Below are 23,044 nucleotides of genomic sequence, written 5' to 3'. Positions count from 1 at the left end.
TATTGAGTTCTCAAACAACAGACACACCCGGCACCACCACAACCTCAGCCGTGGATCGCTCCGGAGCAACTTTTCAAAGTTACCGGGCCGCTTCGCCCTTGTCAAATCGTCATCCCGGCCCAGTCTCGCCGTGAGGCATCTGGGTCTTGGTGGCGGTCCAACTCCGGGGAGCAGCGCGGAAATAAACTATACCACCGGTTTGCCCTGGTGACAAAGGGAGCCCGGGGCGGCCTCCCAGCGGGCATCAAAAAGCCCGGAATCACGCGGATTCCGGGCTCCTCGACGAAACCACGACCACCCGTTTCCGGGAGGACGGATCGGGCGTCAGCCCACGGGCTTGAAGTAGACGGCGCCCAGCGGAGGCAGCGTGACGGTGAGGGTGGCCGGCTGCCCGTCCATGCCGGCGTCGGACGCTGTCAGCGTGCCCTCGTTCTGCACGCCGGAACCGCCGTAACTGGCGGCGTCGGTGTTCAGCACTTCCTGCCAGCCGCCGGCGGACGGCACTCCCAGGAGGAAGCCCGAGTGCGGGGCGCCCGAGAAGTTGAAGGCGCACACCACCGGGTTGCCGGCCTTATCGCGCCGGATGAAGGTGAGCACGTTGCGCTCCGCATCGCCGCCGTTGATCCATTGGAAGCCGGCGGGGTCGTTGTCCTGCTCGTACAGCGCCGGGGTGGAGGCGTAGAGCGCGTTGAGATCCTTGGTCAGCAGCTGCATGCCGTGGTGCGCCGGAATATCGGCGAGCCACCAGTCCAGGCCGTGCTGTTCGGACCATTCGGCTTCCTGGCCAAACTCGGTGCCCATGAAAATCAGCTGCTTGCCGGGGTGCGCCCACTGGTAGCCAAAGAACGCGCGCAGGTTCGCCAACTGCTGCCAGCGGTCCCCCGGCATCTTCCGCAGCATCGAGCCCTTGCCGTGCACCACCTCATCGTGGCTGATCGGCAGCAGGAAGTTCTCGGTGTAGGCATAGACCATGGAAAAGGTGACCGTGCCGTGGTGCCACTTGCGGTTGTACGGGTCCTCGGCCATGTACTTCAGGGAGTCATGCATCCAGCCCATGTTCCATTTGATGCCGAAGCCCAGGCCGCCCTGGCTGGTGGGTGCCGTCACGCCGGGGAACGCGGTGGATTCCTCAGCGATCATGACGGCGCCGGGGTGCGTCTTGTACACCGTGGCGTTGACCTCCTGGAGGAAGGAAATGGCTTCCAGGTTTTCCCGGCCGCCGAAGCGGTTGGGCTGCCACTGCCCTTCCTCGCGCGAGTAGTCCAGATAAAGCATGGAGGCGACGGCGTCCACGCGCAGTCCGTCGATGTGGAATTCATCGAGCCAGTACAGCGCGTTGGCCACGAGGAAGTTGCGGACCTCCCGGCGTCCGAAGTCGAAGATCAGCGTGCCCCAGTCGGGGTGCTCGCCGAGGTTCGGATCGGCGTGCTCGTAGAGCGCCTCGCCGTCGAACCGGGCCAGGGCAAATTCGTCCTTGGGGAAGTGCGCCGGCACCCAGTCCAGCAGGACGCCGATGCCGGCCTGGTGCAGTTCATCGACCAGGTGCCGGAACTCGTCCGGGTGGCCGAAGCGGGAAGTCGGCGCGAAGTAGGACGTGACCTGGTAGCCCCAGGAACCGCCGAACGGGTGTTCGGCCACGGGCATCAATTCCACATGGCTGAACCCGAGCCACTTGACGTACTCGACCAGTTCCTTGGCGAGTTCGCGGTACCCCAGGCCAACCCGCCAGGAACCCAGGTGGACCTCGTAAACGCTCATGGGCGCATTGTGCGGATCCCGGGCTGCGCGGGCCTCCATCCACTCGGTGTCTTTGAAGATGTAGGACGGCTCGACGACGCGGGACGCCGTCAGCGGCGGCACCTCAGTGCCGAAGGCGAGGGGGTCCGCTTTTTCCACCCAGTAGCCGTGCTTTGTCCTGATTTCGAACTTGTAGCATGCCCCTGCTACAACACCGGGGATGAAAAGTTCCCACACCCCGGAAGAGCCGAGGGAGCGCATGGCGTATTCCCGGGCGTCCCAGCCGTTGAAGTCACCCTTGACGCGCACCGCGTGGGCGTTGGGGGCCCACACTGCGAAGGAGACGCCGTCGACGTCGCCGAGGGCCGACTTGTAGTGCTGGACGTGGGCGCCAAGGACATCCCAGAGGCGTTCGTGGCGGCCTTCACCGATCAGGTGAAGGTCCACTTCGCCCACCGTGGGCAGGTAGCGGTACGGATCATCGGTAGCCTGCGGAGCCTTGCCTTCGTAGGTCACTTCCAGCCGGTAGTCCGGCACGTGGCCCCGTTCCAGCGGTTCCAGCACTGCCACCCACACGCCCCCGGTCTCGTGCGTCATGGGGAACGCGCCGGCGGCCGTGACCACAGAGACGGCTTCGGCCATGTGCTTCACCGTGCGGATGGTGACGTGGCCGTGGTCATCGAAGTGCGCGCCCAGCACCGAGTGAGGCGCGTGGTGCTCGCCGGCGGCGATTCTGGCCAGGGTTTCCGCGTCCACGGGCAGGGGCGCTCCGGGCCGATCGATGCTTGTTGAACCTGTCATTTTGATACCTTCCGCTTCGGCTTCGGCGGGAACGCCGGTGCCTGTACTTCCGAGGAGACGACGCGATGCGTTCACCGGGATGGCAAGCCAGTCCGGCCTGTTCCTTAGTTCGTAAATAACTTCATAGAGCGACTTGTCAAGCCACAACGCCACGAACAGGGGCGAGTCGCGGTCGATGCTGCCCGGGATGACTTCCGCGTAGCCAGTCAGGAAGGCCTCGGCGCAGTCGTCCACCCAGCTCCCGGGAACGGCAGTCCCGGGATGCTCCCGGACGGCCGCGCCGGCGGCGTAGTCGAAGGAGCGCAGCATCCCGACGACGTCGCGCAGCGGGACGTCGGGGAAGTTGCGTTCCGAGACGGGCCGGAGCGGTTCACCTTCGAAGTCGAGGATGGCCCAGCGGGCGGCCGCCCCGACGGCTCCCGGGACCTGCAGGATTTGTCCGAGGTGCAGGTCCCCGTGGATGCGCTGCAGCGGTCCCGCGCCGGCGCCTTTGAGCCGGGCGAGGAGCTCCTCCAGGGCGGCGCCGTAGGGGCCCACCACGGTCCCGGCCTGCGCCCATGATTGGCGGACGCGCTGGGCAACGCCCGGCGCGATGTCGCTGCCCGGGGCCGATTCGGAGGCGACGCCGAGTGCCTGCGCAAGCCGCTGGTGCACCGTAGCGGTGGCGGCGCCGAGAGCATGGGCCTCCGCCGTGAAGTCCCTGCCCTCGCTTGCCGCGTCGACCGCCAGCCGCCAGGCATCCACGCCGCCAGCCAGGAATTCGTGCGCCACGGCAAGTTCGCCCTGGGCGGCCCGCATGCCGCCGGTGGCCCCGGCCGTCAGCTCCCATTCGCCGGTGACCCAGCCGAGGGTCGCCGGGACTTCGGCGGTGTGCCCCGCTGTCAGGGCGGCGCCGATCTCCACCTCCGGGTTGTGGCCCTCGGAGAGGACACGGAAAAACTTCACAATGGCGGCCGAGGCGCCGTCGTCCACAATCACGGAACTGTTGGACTGCTCACCGGACAGGACCTTGACGGTCCCGGTGGCGAACGGAAACCGGTAGCCGGACTCGGCGAGGTACCCGGTCGCGTTCCCGGCCGGGGTGGTTCCGCCGTTGCGCATGAGGTCAAGCCACGCCGCGACGAACGCCGGGTCATGCACGCCGTCGTAAACCCAGCGGGAGCCGGCCTTCCCGCCGGCTCCGCCGGAGATCTCCCCGATCAGCGCCGACTCCGCCCCGGCCAGGGGCGAACTCCGGAAGCTGAGCGGGACCTGCACGACGTCGGTGCGGTTGCCGTCCGCCGTCGGGTAGTTCACCGCGACTATCGACACTTCGAACTGCGCAGCGCCGCCGGCGCCGGCGTTGACGGGACCGCCGGCCTCGAGCCGCAGGCCGCCGGCCGGTTCGAAGCTGAACTCTGCGCTCTTGACGGGGAACCATCGCTGGCGCGGAAGCCAACTGCCGAGCAGCCCGCTCAAGGCAGGGGTCATGGTGGGTCGGGACATGTCAGCCTTCGATGGACAGGATAGGCATCGCCTGCGTGAACGGGGATGCCGGGTTGGAGGTGGCCGAGCGGATCCGCAGCCAGAAGAAATCGTGGCTGCCCAGGGTCAGCGTCAGGGTCCCGTCGTCGGAGATGGCGGGAAAGGCCTGGCCCCCGAACACGTCCCGGAGGCCGCGCCCGGCAAACCGCGGGATCCGCAGCGTGGTCGCCACCGGGTGCTGGGACAGGTTGAAGGCGCAAAGGATGGTCTCGCTGTCCTCGCCGGCCGAATTACCTTCGGGAAGCTCGCGCAGGTAGGCGAGGACGACGTCGTGGTCCGCTTCGACGTGCTCAAAGGCGCCCAATCCGAAGGCGGGATGGTTCCTGCGCACGCTCAGGATTTGCCGGGTCCAGCGCAGCAGCGAGCCTGAATGGGCGGCCTCGGCCTCGACGTTGGCCATGCTGTAGTTGTAGACCAGCGACTGGATCACCGGCAGGTAGAGCTTCCCCGGATCCGCGCTGGAGAAGCCGGCGTTACGGTCCGGGTTCCACTGCATGGGCGTGCGGACGGCGTCGCGGTCCTCGAGCCAGATGTTGTCCCCCATGCCGATCTCGTCGCCGTAGTACAGGAACGGGCTGCCGGGCAGGGAGAGCAGGAGGGCGTTGATGAGTTCGATTTCCGAGCGGGAGTTGTCCAGCAGCGGCGCCAGCCGGCGGCGGATACCGATGTTGGCGCGCATCCGCGGATCCGGCGCGTACCAGCCGAGCATGGCGGCGCGCTCGTCGGCGGTCACCATTTCCAGGGTCAGCTCGTCATGGTTGCGCAGGAAGGTGCCCCACTGGGCGCCTTCGGGAATCGCCGGGGTATCCTTCATCGTCTCGATGATGGGGGCGGCCTTCTGGTCCCGCAGCGCGTAGTACAGCCGCGGCATGATCGGGAAGTGGAAGGCCATGTGGCATTCCGGTTCCGCTTCGGTGCCGAAGTATTCGACCACTTCGGCGGGCGGCTGGTTGGCCTCGGCGATGATCACACGGCCCGGGTAGCTTTCGTCGACCATCCTGCGCAGCTTGCGCAGGAATTCGTGGGTCTGGGGCAGGTTCTCGCAGTTGGTGCCCTCTTCTTCGAAGAGGTACGGGATGGCGTCGGCGCGGAAGCCGTCGATCCCCTGGTCCAGCCAGAACCGGACGACGTCGAACAAAGCGTCGATGACCTTGGGGTTCTCGAAGTTGAGGTCGGGCTGGTGGCTGAAGAAACGGTGCCAGAAGAACTGGCGCCGGATCGGGTCGAAGGTCCAGTTGGATTCCTCGGTGTCCACGAAGATGATGCGGGCGTCCTCGTACTTCTCATCCGTGTCGCTCCACACGTAGAAGTCGCCGAACGGCCCGTCGGGGTCCTTGCGGGATTCCTGGAACCACGGGTGCTGGTCCGAGGTGTGGTTCAGCGGCAGGTCGATGATGACGCGCACGCCGCGGGCGTGCGCCTCCGCGACGAGGCGCTTGAAATCGCTGATGGTGCCGAATTCGTCCAGGACCGAGTTGTAATCGGAGATGTCATAGCCGCCGTCGCGCAGCGGGGACTGGAAGAACGGCGGGAGCCAGAGGCAGTCGACGCCGAGCCACTGCAGATAGTCGAGCTTCTCAATCAGGCCGTGGAAATCCCCGGAGCCGTCGCCGTTGCCGTCGGCAAACCCCCTGACCAGCACCTCGTAAAACACGGCTTTGCGGTACCAGATCGGGTCATGCGGGAGGCCCGGCGCGTTCAGTTCAAACGTCCCCTTCGGGCTGAAGTGCTGGCTGGGACTGGTCGGGCTGAAACTCACTCGTGCTACCTCCGGATGCTAAGAATGTGTGCGGGTTCGACGTGGGCGTCCAGGCGGACGTAGTTGTACTCGCCCCACTCCCAGCTCTCGCCGGTCACCAGATCATCCACCATGAAGCCACCGTTGCCCGTCAGGTCGGCCGGATCCAGCTCCAGCGCCGCCAGGTCCAGCGAAACGGTGCTCTCCCGGGTTCCGTGCGGATCAACGTTGACCACGATGATCAGGGTGTCCTTCGTGCCGTCAGGGAGGGTCTTGTGCTTGGAGTACACCACCGTGGCGTTGTCCGTGCTCTGGTGCAGCGTGAGGTTCTGCAGGTCCCCGAGGGCCGGATGCGTGTGCCGGATTTCGTTGAGCCGGGTCAGGTAGGGCGCCAGTGTCCGGCCGGATTCGGCCGCCACGTCCCAGTCCCGGGCCTTGTACTCGAATTTCTCGTTGTCGATGTACTCCTCGGCGCCCGGCCGGGCCACGTGCTCGTAAAGTTCGTAGCCCGCGTACACGCCCCAGATCGGGCTCGCCGTCGCGGCCAGCGCGGCCCGGATCTTGAACGCGGCCGGTCCGCCGAACTGGAGGTACTGGGTCAGGATGTCAGGGGTGTTGACGAAGAAGTTCGGCCGGAAATAGGCCGGGGATTCGTGGCTGATCTCCTGGAAGTACTCTTCCAGCTCCTCCTTGGTGTTGCGCCAGGTGAAGTAGCTGTAGGACTGCTGGAAGCCGGCCCGGCCCAGCGCGTGCATCATGGCCGGGCGGGTGAACGCCTCGGCGAGGAAGACGACGTCGGGGTGCTTTTTGTTGACCTTCCCGATCAGCCACTCCCAGAACCACACCGGCTTGGTGTGCGGGTTGTCCACGCGGAAGATCTTGACGCCGTGGCTGACCCAGAGGAACACAATGCGCAGGATCTCGTTGGAGAGCCCCGCGGGATCGTTGTCGAAGTTGATCGGGAAAATGTCCTGGTACTTCTTCGGCGGGTTCTCGGCGTAGGCGATGCTGCCGTCCACCCGCGTGGTGAACCATTCCGGGTGGCTCTGAACCCACGGGTGGTCCGGTGCCGCCTGCAGCGCCAGATCCAGGGCGACTTCCAGCCCCAGCTCTCCGGCGCGGGCAACGAACGCGTCGAAGTCCTCGAACGTGCCAAGCTCCGGGTGGATGGCGTCGTGGCCGCCGTCCTTACCGCCGATGGCCCAGGGCGAGCCGGGATCGTGGGGGCCGGCCAGCAGCGTGTTGTTCGGGCCCTTGCGGTGCTGGACGCCGATCGGGTGGATCGGCGGCATGTAGATGATGTCAAAGCCCATGGCCGCGACGGCGTCGAGTCGCTTCGCGGCGGTGCGGAAAGTCCCGGACGTCCATTCGCCGGTCTCGGGGTTGCGGTGCGCGCCTTCGGAGCGCGGGAAGAACTCGTACCACGCTCCCCGGCCGGCCAGCTCGCGCTCGACGAGCAGCGGGTAGGGCTCGGAGACCGTCACCAGTTCGCGGATCGGCTGGCGCTCGACGACGTCGGCCACCTCGGCGCTGAAGCCGGCGGCGAGCCGCACCTCGGGGGCGCGCGACGCATCGGCCAGCACGACGACGGCCATCCGCAGCGTCCGGCGGTCAGCGGAGGGCCGGGCGGGGTCCTCCGATGCTTCGGAAAGCAGGGCGGCTCCCTCGGCCAGCATCAGCTCGACGTCGATGCCGGCCTCCACCTTGACCTCGGCGTTGTGGTGCCAGGTGCCGTAGCGGTCGTGCCAGGCCTCGATGACGAAAGACCAGTTCCCTGTTGCGGGCGGCGTCAGGAGCCCCTCCCAGCGGTCCGTGCCCATGCCGCGCGGTCCGCGCGGTTGCGCGAGGCGGACGCGCTGGCGCTCTTTGCCGCGGGGATCCAGGAGCACTGCACTGACGCCGAGCTGGTCATGGCCTTCCCGGAACGCGGTGGCACCGACCACCAGGCTTTCTCCCGCAACAGCCTTGGCAGGGAACTTCCCGCCCTCAACCGCGGGTTGCACGGCCGTGATCGGAAAACGGCCAAAACGAAGGCCATCCGTGATCAGGGCCTTTGGCTTTTGCTTGGACACGGCACTGGTTCGCGAGTTAGTCGTCACAGCCTCGACGTTAGCGACAAATCGGCCAGATTGCGAAGCCTGCTCCCTTTTTTCGAGCCGTTTTCCGAATGTCAATCCGTCATTTAGCCAAAAGAAAGCCAAAGCGGTTCCGGGGTCCGGTCTTGTCCGTTAGTGTTTCGCAGGTGAAGGCTATCCGCAGGTTTACTGTCCGTACCGTTCTCCCCGAGTCCATCCGGCCGCTGGCCCGGCTGGCCACCAACCTTCGGTGGTCCTGGCACCGGCCCACGCGGGAACTTTTCGAGGGGTTGAACCCGAAGGTCTGGGCCGAGAGCGACCACGATCCGGTGTCGTTCCTCGGGCTGGTCAGCCGGGAAGAACTGCAGCGCCTTTCCGCGGACCAGGACGTGGTGCGCAAGGTCCATTCAGCGGCCCAGGACCTCGACCGGTACCTCGAGGAACCCCGCTGGTACCAGAGCCTCGGCGAGGGCGCGCCGTCATGCATCGCCTACTTCTCGCCCGAATTCGGCATCACCGAGGTGCTGCCGCAGTACTCCGGCGGCCTCGGCATCCTCGCCGGCGACCACCTGAAGGCGGCCTCTGACCTCGGCGTGCCGCTGATCGGCGTCGGCCTGCTGTATCAGGCCGGCTACTTCAAGCAGTCACTCTCCCGCGACGCCTGGCAGCAGGAAACCTACCCGGTCCTGGACCCGGACGGGCTGCCGCTGACGCTGCTGCGTGAGGCGTCGCCGGACGGCAACGGCCGTCCCGTCCAGATTTCCCTGCCGCTCCCGAACGGCCGCCGGCTGCTCGCGCACGTCTGGCGGGCCGACGTCGGCCGCGTACCGCTGCTCCTGCTGGACTCCAACGTCCCCGGCAACGACGACGCCGCCCGCGGCATTACCGACCGCCTCTATGGCGGCGGCGGTGACCACCGCCTCCAGCAGGAGCTCCTGCTCGGCATGGGCGGGGTCAAGGCCCTGCGCGCCTTCCAGAAGCTCACGGGCGGCCCGACGCCGGAGGTGTTCCACACCAACGAAGGCCACGCCGGATTCCTGGGCGTGGAGCGGATCCAGGAAATGATGGCCGGACCGGAGCCGCTGAGCTGGGAAGAGGCCCTGGCTGCCGGACGCGCCTCCACCGTATTCACCACCCACACCCCGGTCCCCGCCGGCATCGACCGCTTCGAGGTCTCTCAGATCCAGCAGTTCTTCGAGGCCGGCCTGGCCCCCAATGTTCCGGTCGGCAAGATCCTGGATCTGGGGCGTGAAAACTACACGGACGGGAACCCCTTCGTGTTCAACATGGCCGTGATGGGCCTGCGGCTGGCCCAGCGCGCCAACGGTGTGGCCAAGCTGCACGGCGTGGTCTCCCGCGGGATGTTCTCCGCCCTGTGGCCGGGATTCGACCACTCCGAAGTGCCGATCACCTCCGTCACGAACGGCGTGCACGTCCCCACCTGGGTGGACCCGCGCGTCTCCAGGCTGGCCCGCGAGAAGTTCGGCTCCGAGGCCGAAGCCCTGGGCCGCTGGGATCTTGCCTACAACGTCAGCGACGAGGACGTCTGGGCGCTCCGCCGCGAGATGCGGGTCAGCCTCGTCGAGGATGTCCGGCGCCGCCTGCGGGCCGCGTGGAAGAAGCGCGGCGCTGCCGATGCCGAGCTCGCCTGGACGGACTCCGTACTGGACCCGGATGTCATGACGATCGGCTTCGCCCGGCGTGTTCCGACCTACAAGCGGCTCACCCTGATGCTGCGCGAGCCCGAGCGGCTCAAGGCGCTCCTGCTGCACAAGACGCACCCGATTCAGCTGGTCATCGCGGGAAAGTCCCACCCGGCCGATGACGCGGGCAAGAAGATGATCCAGGACCTCGTCCGCTTCACCGACGACCCCGAGGTCCGCCACCGGATCGCGTTCCTGCCCAACTACGACATCGCCATGGCCAGGACGTTGTTCCCCGGCTGCGATGTGTGGCTGAACAACCCGCTGCGCCCGCTGGAGGCGTGCGGCACGTCCGGCATGAAGGCTGCCCTCAACGGTTCGCTGAACCTTTCGGTCCTGGACGGCTGGTGGGACGAAATGTACGACGGCCAGAACGGCTGGGCGATTCCGACCGCGAACAACGACGCGTCACCGGAGGAACGCGACGATATCGAGGCCGCGGCGCTCTATGAGCTGCTCGAGACACAGGTGGCGCCCCGCTTCTACGGACTGACGGTCTCCGACGGCGCGGGCGCGGCCGGTCCGTCGCAGCCCGGTCTGCAGAGGGTGCCCACCCACTGGGTGTCGATGATCAAGCACACGATGTCCCACCTTGGCCCGCAGGTTTCCGCGGACCGGATGCTCAAGGACTACGTCAGTGTCCTGTACCAGCCGGCTGCTGTCGCAGGCCGCCGTGCGGTCGCGGACAACTACGCGCAGGCAAGGTCCCTGGCAGCCTGGATCTCGCGGGTCCGCGCGGCGTGGCCCCAGATCCAGGTGGAGCACGTGGACTCCGTGGGGGTCTCCGAAGACCCCCAAATCGGCGACCTGCTCCAGGTCAACGCCTACGTGTCCCTGCACGATCTCGCGCCGGAGGATGTATCGGTGGAGGTGGCCTACGGCAAGGCCGAGGACAGCGATGAACTGGCGGACGTCACCGTGGCTGAGCTGAAGTCCGCCGAGGACCTCGGCAGGGGCCGGCACCTCTTCAGCGGCACGGTCGTGATCGACCGCTCAGGATCCTTCGGGTACACCGTCCGGATCCTGCCCAAGCACGAGGCGCTGGCGTCCAAGGCCGAGCTGGGCCTGATCGTCAACGCCTAAAGGCAGACGGCGGCCGGCGTCGCCCGCCAGCAGTAGCCGAACTACGTGCGGTAAATGTTGATGGAGTAGGCCCGGACGATGTCCCGCTCTCCGGACGCGACGCGCACGCCCTGGCGCCGCTCATGGAGTTCGGAGGTGGTCAGCCGCAGTTCGAAGAGCCGGTGGCCGGTACCTTCGTCGTTGCGCAGCAGCGGCAGCGTGACCTTGACGTCCTGGGCGCTCCCGTTGACCACCACGAGACCGTCGAGGTTGCCGTCGTCGGAGCCGAGCAGAAGCTGGACCACACGCTGGCCCGGATCATTCCAGCTCGCCCCGGACATCAGTTCGCCGTGTGCATCAAACCAGTGGAAGTACGACTGGTTTTCACGGGCCGGATAGTCGTGCGGTTGACCTGAAAGGAATTCCTTGCGCAGCCGGATTACGCGCTTAGTGGTGCGCAGCATCGAGTGCGACTCCTGGGTGCTGGTCCAGTCGATCCAGGTGATGGGGTTGTCCTGGCAGTAGGCGTTGTTGTTGCCCTGCTGGGTCCGGCCGATCTCGTCCCCCGCCGTGATCATCGGCACGCCCAGGGAGACCATCAGCGAGGCCATGAGGTTCCGGCTGGCCTGCGCCCGCCGGGCCAGGACGTCCTCGTCCTCAGTGGGGCCCTCGAAGCCGTGGTTGTAGCTGCGGTTGTCGCCGTGGCCGTCGCGGTTCTGCTCGCCGTTGGCCTCGTTGTGCTTGCGGTCGTAAGACACGAGGTCCGCCAACGTGAAGCCGTCATGGGCCGTGATGAAGTTAACCGAGGCGAGCCGGGACCGGCCGGAGGGCTCAAACAGGCTCGCCGAGCCGGAGATCGCGTCGGCGAGGCGGGCCACCGAGCCGCCGTGGCCGCCGGCGTCGATCGCGGCGCGGTCCGGGAGCCAGAAGCTGCGGACGGCGTCACGGAAGTGGTCGTTCCAGTCCGCCCAGCCGGCCGGGAAGCGGCCGGTCTGCCAGCCCCCGTAGCCGATGTCCCAGGGTTCGGCGATCAGCTTGGTGGCGGACAGGACGGGGTCGGCGGCGATCGCGACCAGGAAGGGGTGCCGGGGATCGAACTCGTTGGCCGCGTTGCGGGCGAGCGTCACCGCGAGGTCGAAGCGGAAGCCGTCGATGTGGAACTCGGTCACCCAGTGGCGCAGCGAGTCCAGCACCAGCTGGACCACGCGGGGCTGGCCGAAGTCCAGGCTGTTGCCGCAGCCCGTTGTGTCCACGTACTTGCCGTGGCCGTCATTGCGGTAGTACTGCATCTCCCCCAGGCCGCGGAAACCCAGCGTCGGGCCGTCAGTGCCGCCTTCTGCCGTGTGGTTGTAGACGACGTCGAGGATGACTTCCAGCCCCGCGGCGTGCAGCAGCTTGACCATGCCTTTGAACTCGTCCTGGACTGCCTGCGCACCGGCGTCCTGGGCCGCCTGCGTGGCGTAGCCGGGGTGCGGGGCGAAGAACGCGGCGGTGTTGTAGCCCCAGTAGTTCGTCATCCCGAGGTTCTGCAGGTGCTGCTCATCCACATGGAAGTGGACCGGCAGGAGCTCCACCGCGGTGATTCCGAGCGCGATGAGGTACTCGATCATGGCAGGGTGCGCCATACCGGCGTAGGTGCCCTGGAGACCTTCCGGGATGTCCGGGTGGAGCTTGGTCTGCCCGCGGACGTGTGCCTCGTAGATGATGGTGTTGCGCCAGGGGGTCCGGGGGCTGAAGTCCGCGCCCCAGTCGAAGTCGCTGTTCGTCCGGACGTTGGTGATGAAGTCCTCGCGCTGGTCGACGGCCCGGCCGTAGGGGTCCAGCAGCAGCGGCTGAGCGCCGTCGACGTCGAAGTCCCGGGTGGGCATGGACAGCGGGAGCGCGTCCTCCTCCGAGGAGGCCCGGAGACCGTAGCGCGAACCCACAGGGATGCCCTCAACGATGCCGTGGTGGACACCGTCGGTCACATTGGGGAGCGTCGTGAGCTGCCAGGCGCCGCCGGGTGCCTCGTAGGCGATCTCCAGGGTGGTCACACCGGGCGCGTAAACAGCCACGTTGGCGAAGGCACCCCGGGGGTCGTCCGCGACCGGCGAACCGGTGCTCGGAACGCTGATCCCCAGCGGAAACGCGCGTGAGGCGTCTACGGTGGAAGCTGTGTCTACTAAAGGCATGAACATTGCTTAAATCTTAGCGGTGCTTTACAAAGGCTCCTGTTTCCGATTTTCCTGACGTTGAGCAGTGTACGTAAGAGCAGCGCTGCATACTGGAATGTAGCGCCGATGTTGGAGGTATTTGTGAGGGTTGCACTGGCTCAAATCATCGCGGGACGCGATCTTGCCGGAAATCTGGCGCTAGTGGCGGACTATGCGGGCCGGGCCAAAGCCGGGGGCGCGGAACTCGTGGTCTTCCCCGAGGCGACCATGCGCGCCTTCGGCAACTCCCTCCTGGACATCGCCGAGCCGCTCGACGGCCCGTGGGCGGCGAGGGTGCGGGCCATCGCCGCGGAGCAGGACATGGTGATCGTCGCCGGAATGTTCACCCCCGGCACTGCGGATCAGGCGCCCGACGGCGGGGCACGCCGCAAGGTCCGCAACACCCTGCTGGTCACCGGCCGTGGCCTCGAAACGAGCTACGACAAAATCCACCTCTTCGACGCGTTTGGTTTCGCGGAATCGGATACCGTCGACGCCGGCACCGATCCCGTTACCTTTGAGTTCGACGGCGTGAGCTTCGGGCTTGCTACCTGCTACGACATCCGCTTTCCGGACCTGTTCACTGAAAACGCAGACCGCGGCGCGGAGGTCAATATCGTCTGCGCCTCCTGGGGATCCGGTCCCGGCAAAGCCGAACAGTGGAAGCTCCTGGCCCGCGCCCGCGCCGCGGATTCCACCACCTTGGTCCTCGCCTGCGGCCAGGGCGACCCCGCCAGCCAGGGAATCGAGGCCAAGGGCGCCGCGCCCACCGGAGTAGGGCACTCCGTCGTCGTGTCCCCGTTTGGAGAAGTCCTCGAAGAGCTCGACGCCGCCCCCGGCCTCCTGTTCGCCGACCTCGACACCGCCGTCGTCAAGGAAGCCCGGGCCAAACTCCCGGTCCTCGCCAACCGCCACAGATTCTAACAACGCGGGGTCACTTCGCGCCCATCTTGGGCTCCCGGATGGGCGCGATCTGACCCCGCGTTGACGTGCCTCGGAATCGTCACGACTCGAGCGCGTCGCAGGAGGAATTGCGCGTCGCAGTTGCCGCGGCCCCCGCCCCGCAGATGATCCGACGCGGCGCATTCAACCTGGCGAGGCGCTAACGCCCTGGCGCTAGGGATATTCGGGTAGCGCCAAGGCGTAAGCGCGCCGCGGGGGCGAAGGTGCGTCGCAGGAGGAATTGCGCGTCGCAGTTGCCAGGCCCCGCCTCGACGTGTTTCGAGAAACATCCGAACCAAGGGACCACCCCGACCCCGAGCACTCAAGGGAAACGTTCCCGCACCTTTCGCCGATTAGCGGGCAACGCTCCCCCACGAGACGTGAGAGAGCGTCTGCCATCCACGACCAAAGGTGAGGGAGCGTCAGAGCCGGTACCGGAGTTTTGCAAGGAGCGCATCGCCGACCAGAGCGGAGTGAGGCCGTCCGCGGCCAAGCGGAGCGGCCGGAGGTGCTTAATCTACGGCAAAGCTCCGGTTCCGGTGGACCCGAACGCAGAAACCGGCGAGGACTACTTGGCGGCGCGCTGGCGGGAGATCTCGTAGAGGGAGATGCCCACGGCCATGGAGGCGTTGAGCGATTCCATGGCGGAGTCGATCGGGATGGAGACGATCTGGTCGCAGTTTTCGCGGACCAGGCGGCTGAGGCCCTTGCCTTCGGAACCCACGACGATGCAGACGGGCTCGGTGGCCAGGGCCAGGTTCGGCAGCGAGACGTCGCCGTCGCCGTCGAGCCCCAGAACATAGATGCCCATGTTCTTGAACGCCTTCAGCGTGTTGTTCAGGTTGGCCGCGCGTGCCACGGGGACGCGGACTGCGGCTCCCGCGCTGGTCTTCCAGGCTGAGGCGGTGACGCCGACGGAGCGGCGCTCCGGGACGATGACGCCGTGGCCGCTGAAGGCCGAGACGGAGCGGATGATCGCGCCAAGGTTGCGCGGATCGGTGATGCCGTCGAGCGCGACGAAGAGCGGGGCATTGGCGACGTGGCCGCGCTTCCAGCTCTCCAGGGTTTCCTCGGCGAGCTCGTAGGCGTCCTGGTATTCGTACGGCGGGATCTGCAGTACGAGGCCCTGGTGGATGGCGTCGTCCGTCATCCGGTCCAGCTCGGGCTTGCCGGTTTCCAGCAGCGGAATGCCGCGTTCGGCCGCGAGTTTGAGGGATTCCTTGACGCGGTCGTCCATCTCGATGCGGATGGCGATGTGCAGGGCCTTCGCGGGGATGCCGGCGCGCAGCGCCTCGACCACGGAGTTGCGTCCCGTGACGACTTCCTCGGTGGCGCGGCCCTTGGGGCCGGAGCGGGCGCCGGCGCTGCGCGGGGCCCCCGGTCGCTTGGCGGCCGAGCGTTCCGCGAGCTGCTTGTTCTTGTGGGCCTTGTGGTACGGGCGGTCCTCCGCCTTTGGCGTCGGCCCCTTGCCTTCGAGTGCTTTGCGGCCGTGACCGCCGGTTCCGACGGAGGGGCCCTTCTTCAGTTTGACCGACCGGCGACCGTTGTTGGCCATAAGTTTCACCCTTTTAACTACGCGATTCGTTGATACGTCTGACTCCCAGTCTACTGACTCGAGGTAAATCCTCGACCGGCGGCAAGGGGAAGCCATGCCCGCCGGGGGTTCTCTGCCCCGGCGGGCGGACGTTTCAGCCGCGCTTCAGGCTCCAGCTTGCGCCGTCCGGACCATCCTCGACGACGACGCCGGCAGCGGTGAGGGTGTCGCGGATGGCGTCCGAGGCGGCCCAGTCCTTGCTGGCCCTGGCCTGCGCCCTGGCCGCGAGCTGCGCTTCGACGAGGACGCCGAGTGCGGTGTTGCCTTGTTCGTCCACAGCCGGCGCCGCGGTGTCATTGAGACCAAGGACACGCAGCATGTCGGTGACGCCGGCCAGTGACCGCCGGGCGGCGTCGAGCTCGCCGGCAGTCAGCGCGGTGTTGCCTGCCCGCACGGTGTCGTGCAGGACCGCGAGGGCCTGCGGGACGTTGAGGTCATCGTCCATCGCGGCAGCAAAGGCGTCCGGGACTGTCCCGTAGCTAAAGAAGCCGTAGCTTACGGGGGTGCCGCCGTCGACGCCGGCGAGGGTTCGGACGGCTCGGCTGATGAAGCCGTCGATGCGTTCCATGGCAGCAGCAGCCTCTTGCAGTGAGGTCGGCTGGTAATCGAGCACCGAGCGGTACTGCGCCTGGCCGAGGTAGTACCGGACCACCCGCGGTGATGCCAGTTCCAGCATTTCGGCCGGGCTGACCGTGTTGCCGATGGACTTTGACATCTTCTCGCCGGCGTAGGTGACCATGCCGTTGTGCATCCAGAAATTGGCAAAGCCGTGGCCCGCGGCCTGCGACTGGGCCATCTCGTTTTCATGGTGCGGGAACCTCAGGTCCAGCCCGCCGCCGTGGATGTCGAACTCGGGGCCGAGGTACTTCGTGACCATCGCGGAGCATTCCAGGTGCCAGCCGGGACGGCCGGTGCCCCACGGCGAAGCCCAGCCCGCCGTCGTCGGCTCCCCCTCCTTGTGGCCCTTCCAGAGCGCGAAGTCGCGGGGGTCTTTTTTGCCACGGGGGTCGGCGTCGGAGGCGCCCTGCATGTCGTCAATGTTCTGCCGGGTCAGTGAGCCGTACTTGGCCCATGAGCGCACGTCGAAGTACACGTCGCCGGAATCATCGAGGGCCGGGTAGGCGTGGCCGCGGTCGATCAGCTGCCGGATCAGGGCGTGCATTTCCGGGATGTGGCCGGTGGCGCGCGGCTCGTAGGTGGGGCGGGAGACGCCCAGGGTGTCGTAGGCCTTCAGGAATTCCTGTTCGTACCGGTAAGCCAGCGCCCACCATTCCTCTTCGCGGACAGCGCCCGGCCCGTCCTCAAAGTCCGGGGCGAAGGAATCCGCGGACTTGGCGAGGATCTTGTCGTCGATGTCGGTGACGTTGCGGACGGAGGTGACGCGGAACCCCCGGTACTGCAGCCAGCGGGTGAGCTGGTCAAAGGCGATGGCGGAGCGGATGTGCCCGACGTGCGGCATACCCTGCACGGTGGCGCCGCAGTAGTAGAGGCTCACTTTGCCCGGAACCAGGGGGGCGAAGTCGCGGACTTCGGCGGATGCAGTGTCATAGAAGCGCAGGGTCACCGCTCCAGATTAGCCGATGGGGTCCGGCCGCCGGCGTCCGCGGGGGCCCGGCCGGTGCGCCTCACTTGCAGTACTGGCCGATCTTGTTGTTCTCTTCCGTAAGCTGTTTGGTCTGCTCAGCACTCGTGGCGCCGAGTGAGGTGCCCGCCACCTGTTTCATGACCTCCGCCATCTTCTGGATCGGGGCCGCCACCTCGGGAGCCACCTTGTCCGCGACTTCCTGGTAGTGCTTGGCGATCTGGTCCGCCTTTTGCTGCTGGTTTCCGGTCGGGACGAAGGTGTCCTGGTTGAGGAATGCGCAGCTCTCCGGGACGCTCATCTTCGGCGTCCCGGCGCAGCCGGTCAGGAGCAGTCCCGTCGCAAGCACGACGGCGGGCAGCAGCATGTTCACGGGGGTCTCCTCTGGGTTTGCGGGAAGGGATCCCTCAAGCCTAGGCGACGGAGCCCGGACGTGCCTGGCTGGCTGGTCCACTGGCGGGGTAGACGAGCGCCGTCGCCGTTGCCGCGATGCCTTCGCCGCGGCCGGTGAAGCCGAGGCCGTCGCTGGTGGTGGCCGAGACGCTGACCGGGGCTCCGGCGGCCTCGCTGAGGACGGCTTCGGATTCCTCCCGGCGCGGGCCGAACTTGGGCCGGTTGGCGACGAACTGCACGGCGATGTTCCCGATTTCGAAACCCGCGCCACGGACGATCCGGGCGGCCGCGGCCAGCAGGGTCACCCCGGAGGCGCCGGCGTACTCTGGCCGGTCAGTGCCGAAATGCGTGCCGAGGTCACCGATTCCGCAGGCGGAGAACAGCGCGTCGGCCGCCGCGTGGGCGACGGGATCGCCGTCGGAATGGCCGGCCAGTCCCCGTTCCCCGTCCCAGAACAGTCCCCCGAGCCAAAGCGGCTGGGGTGCGTCGTCGGGGGCGAAGGCATGGACATCGATGCCGATGCCGGTCCTCGGGATGATAGGCAGCGGGGCATCCTGGGTTCCGGACATGCTCATCCTTCCACCCAGCGGGCGCCCAGCGGGCCCTCGAGGAGACCCTCGGCGATGATCAGGTCAAGGGGCGTGGTGATCTTCAACGATTGGCTGGCCCCGCGCACCGCGTGGACCGGAACACCGAGGAGTTCCACCAGCATGGCGTCGTCGGTGACAGCGGCTGCCTGGCCCGCGTCGAAGGAAGCTGCTGCGTCGTGGGCGCGCTGGAGGGTGGCCAGCTCGAAGCCCTGGGGTGTCTGCACTGCTCGGAGAGTTTCCCGGGCTGCGGTTCCGGTGACCAGCTCCGGGGCGATCGCTGCGCCATCGCCGGTGGTCGCTTCCACCGTTTTGACCGTGTCCACCACAGGTATGACCGGGATGACGGCGAGGGCGCCGGCCGCCAGCGCGTGCGAAACCCGGTGGAAAACTGCCTCGGGTGTCAGTGCGCGCGCGGCGTCGTGGACGAGGACGGATACCGTGTCTGGCAGGAGCGCGGCCAGGGCGGCGCGGACCGACTCGGCACGGGTCGCACCGCCGTCGACCACCGTCACGACCGGGAACTGCCCGCCGTCGCCCCCGCGCTGCCGCTCCGTGTTCAGGTCCTGAGCGAAGGCTTCACAGAGGTCGCGCAGTTCCTCATCGCCCGGCGGGATCGCGACGCAAATCTGCCGGGCGATGCCCGCTGCGGCGACGCCGCGCAGCGCGTGGGTAAGGATGCTGTCCCCGCCGAGCGGAACTTTCGCTTTTGGCATGCCGTAGCCCAGGCGCTGGCCGGAGCCGGCCGCCACGACGATGACCGCGGTGACGGGAGTGGTCGATGCAGAGTCCATGCGCTCAAGACTACGGCGCGGGGCTCCGAATCCGGGCAAGAAGAAACCCCGGCAGCCTCAGGCCACCGGGGTTCGATTCTTATCTGTGCTAGGAAGCCAGAACTTCGTCCAGAACGCTTGCAGCCTTCTCTTCGTCCGTCTTTTCAGCCAGTGCCAGTTCTGAAATCAGAATCTGGCGGGCCTTGGCCAGCATGCGCTTCTCCCCTGCGGAGAGACCCCGATCGTGATCGCGGCGCCACAGGTCGCGGACGACCTCTGCCACCTTGATGACGTCACCGGAAGCAAGCTTCTCCAGGTTTGCCTTGTATCGACGCGACCAGTTGGTGGGTTCTTCAGTGAACTCGGCCCGGAGCACTTCAAACACGCGCTCCAGACCTTCTTTGCCCACTACGTCCCGGACCCCAACTAGGTCAACGTTTTCTGCTGGAACTTCAATGGTCAGATCACCCTGAGCCACCTTGAGCTTGAGATACATCTTCTCTTCGCCCTTGACAGTGCGCATCTTGATTTCTTCAATTTTTGCTGCACCGTGGTGAGGGTAAACTACTGTCTCGCCGACCTCAAAAACCATGTGGACATTCCCCTTTCCCGCAGACCAGTTTATCACGATTAAGGCATATGACTGCCATGGATCGAGCCCCGGAACCGCATGAATCCGCGGAAAATGGGCCAAAACGACCCCCCGGGACCCCTTGACGGATGCGGATATTAGTGCATTGACCGGCCGTTGCCAAGGGTCCACGCCTGGTCCGCCATAGTCCCGCCACACTCTAGCCCGCGGGGCCGCGCGGGGTGCGCCGGCGTCCGGCCGAATCCTCGTTTGCCGCCGATTGCCGATAGGCTGGGGCTGAATAATGTTCAAAGACTCTCAAGGAGTGCGTGACGTGCGTTTCACTGCGATGAACCGAGGCCGGCGCGGCAAGCTGGCAATGGCAACGGCTGCACTTGGCATCGGCCTGCTGTCGGTAACGGGCTGCGGCTACATCAATCCTCAGCAGACCTCCGAGCAGTACTCCCCGTCGGACGGAACGAGCACGGAAATCGGGGCGCTGCGGCTGCGCAACATGATCGTCATTTCCCAGGGCGAGGACAAGCCGGGCCGTGTGGTTGGCGCCGTTTACAACTCTTCCTCCAACGACGTCAAGCTGACCATCAAGGGCGCCGGCGGTTCACAGGTCCAGGTGCCGGTGAAGAAGAACTCCTACACCCTCCTCAACGACTCCACGGACGAGGCGATCCTCAGCACCGCCGGCGCCATGCCCGGCTCCGTCGTTGAGGTCACCATCACCGAAGACGGCACCAACCAGAGTGCGCAGTTCAAGGTGCCTGTAATGGATGGCACGATTGCCGACTACAAGCAGTACCTGCCGACGCCGTCGCCCACGGCCTCACCGAGCGGCACGGCAACGGCCACCCCGACGCCGAGCACGACGACGACCCCTTAGTCTTCGTTCAGAAAACTAGTCTTCGAACACAAGAAGGAGGGGCACCCGGTTGGGTGCCCCTCCTTTTGTGTGCGGCCTGTGTGCGGCTGCGCGCAGTTCCCGGCTTAGGGCTCGAACTTATAGCCCAGCCCGCGGACCGTGATCAGGTAGCGGGGCGCGGAGGGGTCCGGCTCCACCTTGCTCCGCAGCCGCTTGACGTGGACATCGAGGGTCTTGGTGTCCCCCACGTAGTCCGAGCCCCAGACCCGGTCAATCAGCTGGCCCCGGGTCAGCACCCGGCCGGAGTTTCTCAGCAGCATCTCGAGCAGCTCAAATTCCTTCAGCGGCAATGAGACCTGCTCGCCGCCGACGCTGACCACGTGGCGTTCGATGTCCATCCGGACCGGGCCGGCCTGCACCGTGCTGGCAACAAGTTCCTCGGGCTCGCCCTGGCGGCGCAGCACGGCCCGGACGCGGGCGACGAGTTCGCGGGAAGAGTAGGGCTTGGTGACGTAGTCGTCGGCGCCCAGTTCCAGCCCCACCACTTTGTCGATTTCGGAGTCCTTGGCCGTCAACATGATCACCGGGACGGAGGACCGCTGCCGCAACTGCCGGCAGACCTCGGTGCCGGACTGTCCGGGCAGCTGCAGGTCCAGCAGGACCAGGTCGGCGCCGTTGCGGTCGAACTCGGTGATCGCCTCGAGCCCGTTGTCGACCACAGCGACCTCGAACCCTTCCTTGCCCAACAGATACGACAGCGGGTCGCTGAAGGATTCTTCGTCCTCGACTATCAAGATCCTGCTCAAGCGCTAGCTCCTTGCTCATGGACGCCGGCGGCGTCGATTCTTTGTGGTCCCGGGGACCCGGTGGCGGTCTTGGCCGCCTTGCGCGCCGCGGGGGCATCGGCGTCGTCCTGGCCCTCCATCTCCGGAAGCCGAATGGTGAAGGTGGACCCCTGGCCGGGCTGTGACCAGAGGGTCACCTCGCCGCCGTGGTTGGAAATGACGTGCTTGACGATGCTCAGGCCCAGCCCGGTGCCGCCGGTGTGGCGGGACCGGGCCGCGTCCACGCGGTAGAAGCGTTCAAAGACCCGCTCCTGGTCCTCCGGGCTGAGGCCTTCGCCCTGGTCCGTCACGGACACCGAGACAAGGCCGTCCTTGGCCCGTACCCCGATGCCAACCCTGGTGTTGTCGGGCGAGTAGCGGATGGCATTGTCGATCAGGTTGCGCAGCGCCGTGACCAGGAGGTCCTGGTCACCGTAGACCATGGCCGCCGCATGGCCGCCGATGACGAGCTGGATGTTCTTGCTTTCCGCCGGCAGCTGGGAACGGTCCACGGCCTCGGACACCACCGTGTTGATGTCGACGGGCCGGGACCGCTGGGCAACATTGGCGCCTTGCAGCCGCGAGAGTTCGATGATGTCCTGCACCAGGGCGGCGAGCCGCGCTGACTCTTTCTGCATGCGCTTGGCGAAGCGGCGCACGGCCTCCGGATCATCCGCGGAGGATTCCAGCGCTTCGGCCAAGAGCGAGATGGCCCCAACCGGCGTCTTGAGCTCATGGGACACGTTGGCCACGAAATCGTTCCGGACTTCCTCGGTGCGGGTGAGCTCGGTGCGGTCATCGGCCAGCAGCAGGATGTATTCCTCGGCGATCATCGCCGCCCGGACCTGGACCACGATGGTCCCCTGCCCCAGCGGGCCGCGCGGGAGCTCGAGCTGACTCTCGAGGATGACGCCGTCGCGCCGCACCCTCGCCGTCATTTCCAGGAGCTGCTGGTGCACCACGGTGTGTCCGCGCACCAGCCCGTAGGCATAGGCGGCCGGGCTGGCCCGGACCACGCCGTCGATCGCATCGACCACTACGAAGGCCCGGCCGACGACGGCGAGCACTTCCGCTGCCCCCTCGGGGATAGAAGGCTCGTCGTACTCGACATCCACGAGTTTCCGCTGCTCTTCGCTGACCCTAAACGCGAGCACGCCGAAAACCCCAAGCGCCAGGCCGATGAGGCCGGCGACCACGCCGATAAGCATTGGATCCACGGCTCCAGCTTATGCTCTGGCCCGTGGCGCACACGTAATCTCCTGCTATTCCGGCGGTGGTTCAGCTAACGTTCATCTAGTGGGGCGTAAGAGTTCACCGGACACTGGGAGACTTGGCAGTTGAACGCCGCAAGGTGAACCGAAATGGGCCTGCCGCTGTGGCGGCCGGCACCATTTCCGAGGAAAGGACGCACACGTGCGTAAGGTTTTTCAGGAAGAGCTCGCCCAGGTTGGGGAACAACTCGTCGACATCTCCAAGCTGGTCAGCGAGGCTATCGAGAAGGCCACGACTGCCTTCGAAGGTGCCGACATCGACTTGGCCGAGGATGTCATCGCGGCCGATGCCCGGATCGACTTCCTGCAAAACAGCCTCGACGAGCGCGCCATCGACATCCTCGCACTGCAGGGCCCGGTGGCCAGCGACTTGCGGATGATCGTCGGCTCGCTGCGGATGAGCGCCTCCCTGGAGCGCATGGGCGACCTCGCCCGCCACCTCGCCCAGCTGGCCCGGCTCCGCTACCCCGCGGCGGTGGTTCCCGCCCAGCTGCACGAGACGTTCAAGAATTTTGCCGCGCAGGATCTGCTGATCGCCGAGAAGCTCACTGTGCTCCTGGAAACCCGCGACCTTGAGGTGGCGCGCGACATCATGAAGGCCAACAGCGCCGTCAATGATCTGCACCTGGGCGTCTTCAAGGCGATCGCCCGCAGCGACTGGCAGGAATCCCCGGCCACCACCGTAGACGTCGCCCTGGCGAGCCGGTACTTCGAGCGCTTCGCGGACCACGGCGTCTCCGTCGCGCAGAAGGTGACCTACCTCGTCACCGGCGCGTGGCAGCCGAACAGCATCGAGCACAG

At 66.6% G+C, this 23,044-nt stretch carries 16 protein-coding genes; 4 read left to right on the top strand and 12 right to left on the bottom strand.

Going from position 1 to position 23,044, the window contains the following annotated elements; translation table 11 throughout:
• Window positions 1-324: 324 nt before the first annotated feature.
• Genes BJG92_RS03940 through BJG92_RS03930 form a run of 3 tightly spaced genes read right to left on the bottom strand, consistent with a single transcriptional unit; the run spans window position 325 to window position 7,899 of the window.
• On the bottom strand, window positions 325-4,023 hold the full coding sequence (locus BJG92_RS03940) for a 1,4-alpha-glucan branching enzyme (protein WP_232082715.1): 3,699 nt from the start codon (window positions 4,021-4,023) through the stop codon (window positions 325-327).
• 1 nt (window position 4,024) lies between these two features.
• The gene (gene treS, locus BJG92_RS03935) at window positions 4,025-5,821 is read right to left on the bottom strand and encodes a maltose alpha-D-glucosyltransferase (RefSeq protein ID WP_232082714.1); all 1,797 of its coding nucleotides are present in this window, start codon (window positions 5,819-5,821) and stop codon (window positions 4,025-4,027) included.
• A gap of 5 nt (window positions 5,822-5,826) precedes the next feature.
• Complete coding sequence (locus tag BJG92_RS03930; protein ID WP_308011622.1) at window positions 5,827-7,899, bottom strand: alpha-1,4-glucan--maltose-1-phosphate maltosyltransferase; 2,073 nt, start codon at window positions 7,897-7,899, stop codon at window positions 5,827-5,829.
• Between the two features lie 143 nt (window positions 7,900-8,042).
• Here BJG92_RS03930 and glgP point away from each other — a divergent pair, with 143 nt between their 5' ends.
• Entirely contained in the window at window positions 8,043-10,661 is a 2,619-nt protein-coding gene (gene glgP, locus BJG92_RS03925) for an alpha-glucan family phosphorylase (RefSeq protein WP_232082713.1), read from the top strand.
• Window positions 10,662-10,702: 41 nt separating this feature from the next.
• Here the strand turns inward: glgP and glgX are convergent, their stop codons facing one another.
• The gene (gene glgX / locus BJG92_RS03920; RefSeq protein WP_232082712.1) at window positions 10,703-12,817 is read right to left on the bottom strand and encodes a glycogen debranching protein GlgX; all 2,115 of its coding nucleotides are present in this window, start codon (window positions 12,815-12,817) and stop codon (window positions 10,703-10,705) included.
• Window positions 12,818-12,934: 117 nt separating this feature from the next.
• Between glgX and BJG92_RS03915 the strand changes: the two genes are divergently transcribed.
• Complete coding sequence (locus tag BJG92_RS03915; protein ID WP_232082711.1) at window positions 12,935-13,756, top strand: carbon-nitrogen hydrolase family protein; 822 nt, start codon at window positions 12,935-12,937, stop codon at window positions 13,754-13,756.
• Window positions 13,757-14,342: 586 nt separating this feature from the next.
• On the opposite strand, the gene rlmB is transcribed toward BJG92_RS03915, so the two are convergent.
• The 6 genes from rlmB to BJG92_RS03885 all read right to left on the bottom strand — a co-directional run bounded on the left by rlmB (window position 14,343) and on the right by BJG92_RS03885 (window position 19,295).
• Window positions 14,343-15,329, bottom strand: a complete 987-nt coding sequence (rlmB, locus tag BJG92_RS03910) for a 23S rRNA (guanosine(2251)-2'-O)-methyltransferase RlmB (protein WP_232082710.1) — start codon at window positions 15,327-15,329, stop codon at window positions 14,343-14,345.
• A 133-nt stretch (window positions 15,330-15,462) separates the two neighbouring features.
• A complete protein-coding gene (gene cysS, locus BJG92_RS03905) occupies window positions 15,463-16,932 on the bottom strand; it encodes a cysteine--tRNA ligase (protein WP_232082709.1) in 1,470 nt (489 codons plus the stop codon).
• Window positions 16,933-16,993: 61 nt separating this feature from the next.
• Complete coding sequence (locus tag BJG92_RS03900) at window positions 16,994-17,317, bottom strand: hypothetical protein (RefSeq protein ID WP_269461709.1); 324 nt, start codon at window positions 17,315-17,317, stop codon at window positions 16,994-16,996.
• 46 nt (window positions 17,318-17,363) lie between these two features.
• Window positions 17,364-17,912: a 2-C-methyl-D-erythritol 2,4-cyclodiphosphate synthase gene (gene ispF, locus BJG92_RS03895; RefSeq protein ID WP_232082707.1), complete on the bottom strand. Its 549-nt coding sequence runs from the start codon at window positions 17,910-17,912 to the stop codon at window positions 17,364-17,366.
• Between the two features lie 2 nt (window positions 17,913-17,914).
• Window positions 17,915-18,724, bottom strand: a complete 810-nt coding sequence (ispD, locus tag BJG92_RS03890) for a 2-C-methyl-D-erythritol 4-phosphate cytidylyltransferase (protein WP_232082706.1) — start codon at window positions 18,722-18,724, stop codon at window positions 17,915-17,917.
• 88 nt (window positions 18,725-18,812) lie between these two features.
• A complete protein-coding gene (locus BJG92_RS03885) occupies window positions 18,813-19,295 on the bottom strand; it encodes a CarD family transcriptional regulator (protein WP_232082705.1) in 483 nt (160 codons plus the stop codon).
• Between the two features lie 328 nt (window positions 19,296-19,623).
• Here BJG92_RS03885 and BJG92_RS03880 point away from each other — a divergent pair, with 328 nt between their 5' ends.
• A complete protein-coding gene (locus BJG92_RS03880) occupies window positions 19,624-20,169 on the top strand; it encodes a hypothetical protein (protein WP_232082718.1) in 546 nt (181 codons plus the stop codon).
• A gap of 104 nt (window positions 20,170-20,273) precedes the next feature.
• Here the strand turns inward: BJG92_RS03880 and BJG92_RS03875 are convergent, their stop codons facing one another.
• Complete coding sequence (locus BJG92_RS03875; RefSeq protein ID WP_232082704.1) at window positions 20,274-20,954, bottom strand: response regulator transcription factor; 681 nt, start codon at window positions 20,952-20,954, stop codon at window positions 20,274-20,276.
• Window positions 20,951-22,180, bottom strand: coding sequence for a cell wall metabolism sensor histidine kinase WalK (locus tag BJG92_RS03870; protein WP_232082717.1), 1,230 nt, complete (start codon window positions 22,178-22,180; stop codon window positions 20,951-20,953). The genes BJG92_RS03875 and BJG92_RS03870 overlap by 4 nt, the downstream gene beginning before the upstream one ends.
• A 205-nt stretch (window positions 22,181-22,385) precedes the next feature.
• On the opposite strand from BJG92_RS03870, the gene phoU reads away from it, so the two are divergent.
• Window positions 22,386-23,044, top strand: a 659-nt coding sequence (gene phoU, locus BJG92_RS03865) for a phosphate signaling complex protein PhoU (protein WP_232082703.1), incomplete at its 3' end; no start/stop codon positions are given.

This window comes from Arthrobacter sp. SO5, assembly GCF_020532805.1.
Lineage (GTDB): Bacteria > Actinomycetota > Actinomycetes > Actinomycetales > Micrococcaceae > Arthrobacter.
Note: the sequence above shows the minus strand (reverse complement) of the source record. Positions and strands in the feature narration are given on the sequence as shown.